Here is a 3,740-nt window from a genome sequence, read left to right as displayed (position 1 = left end):
GGGCAAGATCGGCAAGGCGGGCGCGCACGCGCCTTTCCTCGGCCTCCGATTCGCCAAGGGCGGCGCGCAGGCGTTGCAGCCCGGCACCGGCGGCGGCGGCGGCGTCGCGCATGACCGGAAGATGATGGGCGGCGATGGCCGAAAGCCGCGCGGTCTCCGCCTGACGCGCCTGTGCGTCGGCCAGCGCCAGCACCACGGCGGCCACCGCCGCCTCGGCTTCACCGACGGTCTCGAAGGCGGCGCGCCAGCGCAGATGGGCGAGCGTCGCCTCGTCGCGGCGGATCTCGCGCGAGAGCAGGCGGTAGCGGCCGGCCTGGCGCGACTGGCGCTTCAGCGATTCGAGCCGCGTCTCGATTTCGGAAAGGACATCCTCGAGGCGGTCGAGATTCTGTTCGGCGGCGCGCAGGCGCAGTTCCGCCTCGTGACGGCGGCTGTGCAGGCCGGAGATGCCGGCGGCTTCCTCGAGAATCATCCGCCGCGCCGCCGGCTTGGCCGCGATCAGCTCGCCGATCTGGCCCTGGCGGACCATCGACGGCGAGCGGGCGCCGGTGGAGGCGTCGGCGAACAGCAGCTGGACGTCGCGGGCGCGGACCTCGCGCGCGTTGACCCGGTAGACCGAGCCGGCCTCGCGCTCGATGCGACGCGACACTTCGAGGGTGTCGGCATCGGCGAAGGCGGCCTCCTTGAAGGTGGAGGCTGCGCGCCGTGCGTCATTGGAGAGGAACAGCGTCACTTCCGCGCTGTTGCGGGCCGGCCGGTGGGTGGAGCCGGAGAAGATCACGTCGTCCATGCCGGACGCGCGCATGTTCTTGTAGGAATTCTCGCCCATGACCCAGCGCAGGGCCTCGACAAGATTGGACTTGCCGCAGCCGTTCGGCCCCACCACGCCGGTGAGGCCGGGCTGGATCAGGAATTCCGTCGGCTCCACGAAGGACTTGAAGCCGACGATCCGAAGCTTTTCGAACTGCATCGCCGTTCCGGTTCCCGGCCGGGACGGCGCGATGCGTCCGTCGCTCAGCCGTTGAGCAGCGGCGTGATCGCCGCGTCCATTTCCTCGATCGACAGCGCACCGGCCTTCTTCTCGCCATTGATGAAGAAGGTGGGGGTGGCGTCGACGCCGAATTCCTGCGCACCCCGGTTGCGCACCCAGTTCACTCCATCGAGAAGCTCCTGGTTCTTCAAGGCCGCCTCGAAACTTTCCTGTGTGAAACCGGCCTGACGGGAGATTTTGAGCAGGGCGGCGACCGGATCGTCCGAATAGGCCCATTCGCGCTGGGTCTCGAACAGCAGCGAGACCATGGGGAAGAAGTTGTCGTTCGGCGCCGAGCGGGCCAGCATGAAGCCGGCGGCGGCGAGCGGATCGAGCGGGAACTCGCGCAGGATGAAGCGCACCTGCCCGCTGTCGACATACTTCTCCTTGAAGACCGGCCAGGTCGTCTCGTGGAACCGCGCGCAGTGGCCGCAGGTCATCGAGGCATATTCGATCACCGTCACCTTCGCGTCGGCCGGGCCGAGGCTCTTCTCGCCGAGGGGGCCGGGCGTCAGCAGTTCGGTCGTGTCCACGCTCTGCGCCTGTGCGGGGCGCAGGAAGCCGGGCATCAGCGCGAGGCCGGCCACGGCGGCGGCGCCGGTCATGAAATGTCTGCGGGTGATCATCGCGCGTCGGCTCCAGTCTTGTGGCGGCGTTTCTTCAGTGCGTCGCGTCGGGCAGTGCGTCTGTCCGGACAGGGCCGGCAGGGCCGCGATGCGTCGCACAGGCGTCCTTTTCATTCGAAGCGGCAAAATATGGCCAGACTTCGCCGCGGGCAAAGGGCAAATCGACGCCGGGCCCGCGAGGCCTTCAGCTTTTCGTGATCAGCGGCGGGTTGCGACCGCCCGGCCGAGCCGCGCGACGGCCTCGCGCAGCCCGTCATCGGCGATGCCGGCGCAGGCCTCCTCGACGCGAACCGCGGCCTCGGAACTGAGCGGCCCTGCCTTCGGCCGAACCGGGGCCGGCCGCCGGTGCAGCGGCATCTGCAGCAGCCGGACGCGGCCGATCGCCCGCCAGCCGAAGAAGGTGTTGATGCGTTCGATCACCAGCGGCAGATCATGCTGCAGCCGCAGGGCGACGGCGCCGGTGCAGCGCAAGGTGAGAAGTGCCGGCTCGGCGGTGGCCGCTTCCACGCCCTTCGGCAGGCGCGGCCAGGTGATCTTGTCCGGCTGGGTCGATTTCGCATAGGCCGGGCCGACGATCTCGGGCCAGTGGGCGACGAGGTCGACCGCGGTGAAGCCCCGCTTGCGGCAGGCGGGCGCAAGCGCTTGGCCAGCATCTCGGCGACGGGCACGGCGCCGCGCGGGCGAAACGGCTTCTGCTGCAGCGTCGACACACCTGTCTCCCTGATCACCACTTTCTCGACAAAGCGCCTGGCACCCCGCCTTGTCAACGCGCGATGCCGCAGGGTCACCCTTGCATGGACCCGCCGGCCGGCGTTTCCTGCGGCCATGTCCGATTCGACGCCCCGCGCCACCGCGCTCCTTGCCTGGTACGACCGCCACGCCCGCCGCCTGCCCTGGCGCCTGCCGCCGGAGGAGACGACGCGCGGCCTGCGGCCCGATCCCTACCGCGTCTGGCTGTCGGAGATCATGCTGCAGCAGACGACGGTGGCGACGGTGATCGCCTATTTCACGGCCTTCACCACGCGCTGGCCGACACTCGCCGACCTTGCGGGTGCCGACCGCGAGGACGTGATGAAGCTCTGGGCCGGGCTCGGCTACTATTCGCGGGCGCGCAATCTCAAGGCCTGCGCCGAGGCGCTGGTGCGCGACCACAGCGGCGCCTTTCCCGACACGGAAGAGGGCCTGCGCACCCTTCCCGGCATCGGCCCCTACACGGCGGCGGCGATCGCGGCGATCGCCTTCGACCGGCCGGCGGCCGTGATCGACGGCAACGTCGAGCGCGTCGTCAGCCGGCTGCACCGGGTCGAGGCGCCGCTGCCGTCGTCCCGGCCGGAGTTGCGCCGTCTCACCGCGGCGATGACGCCGAACCGGCGGCCGGGCGACTTTGCCCAGGCGATGATGGATCTCGGCGCGACGATCTGCACCCCGCGCCGGCCGGCCTGCGCGCTCTGTCCGCTCGCCGACGGGTGCGCTGCGCGGGCGGCGGGCGATGCGGACACCTTCCCCCGCAAGGCCGCCAAGGTGGCCCGGCCGGTGCGCCAGGGCACGGCCTTCCTCGTGCAACGGGCGGATGGCGCCATCCTGCTGCGCCGCCGCCCCGACCGCGGCCTGCTCGGCGGCATGAGCGAGATTCCCGGCACGCCGTGGACGGAAGATGCGCCGGAGGCCTCCGGCTTCGCCCCCTTTCCGGGCAGCAACTGGGAGGTGGCCGCCGGCCTCGTCGAGCACACCTTCACCCACTTCCACCTGCGGCTCTGCGTGTGGCGGACGACGGTGGCCGACGGTAGCCAAGCCCCTGAAAATCATTGGTGGTCGCCGCCAGACGTCATCGATGGCGAAGCCCTTCCGACCGTGATGCGCAAAGTCATCGCGGCCGGCACGGCAAGTGTTTCGGAGGAGGTGACGCAGGGGCATGCGCGCGAAGCGGCAGACATCGGCTTCAACTTTGATCATCGAAACCACAAAATACCACACGAATCCACTTGCTCTCGCCCCCGGAGTCGTGGTTATTGTTTCTCGGCGGAAAAATTGCCGCCAAGACGGGAGGTCGGGGGAACGAGGGGCCAGCAAAGCGGCACTCCGTC

Annotated in this window: 4 protein-coding genes; 1 reads left to right on the top strand and 3 read right to left on the bottom strand. The window is 69.9% G+C overall.

Going from position 1 to position 3,740, the window contains the following annotated elements:
• The 3 genes from A6302_RS19570 to A6302_RS19560 form a co-directional block, all read right to left on the bottom strand.
• Positions 1-970: AAA family ATPase (locus A6302_RS19570; RefSeq protein WP_169833638.1), on the bottom strand; the 970-nt coding region annotated here is incomplete at its 3' end.
• A 44-nt stretch (positions 971-1,014) separates the two neighbouring features.
• Positions 1,015-1,656: a DsbA family protein gene (locus A6302_RS19565; protein ID WP_069308432.1), complete on the bottom strand. Its 642-nt coding sequence runs from the start codon at positions 1,654-1,656 to the stop codon at positions 1,015-1,017.
• 198 nt (positions 1,657-1,854) lie between these two features.
• On the bottom strand, positions 1,855-2,535 hold the full coding sequence (locus tag A6302_RS19560; protein WP_083255922.1) for a DUF721 domain-containing protein: 681 nt from the start codon (positions 2,533-2,535) through the stop codon (positions 1,855-1,857).
• Here A6302_RS19560 and mutY point away from each other — a divergent pair.
• On the top strand, positions 2,482-3,740 hold a 1,259-nt coding region (mutY, locus tag A6302_RS19555), incomplete at its 3' end, for an A/G-specific adenine glycosylase (RefSeq protein WP_141703986.1). The two genes, A6302_RS19560 and mutY, sit on opposite strands and share 54 nt — an antisense overlap.

This window comes from Methylobrevis pamukkalensis, from assembly GCF_001720135.1.
GTDB lineage: Bacteria > Pseudomonadota > Alphaproteobacteria > Rhizobiales > Pleomorphomonadaceae > Methylobrevis > Methylobrevis pamukkalensis.
This window is presented reverse-complemented; position numbering and strand designations above follow the sequence as displayed.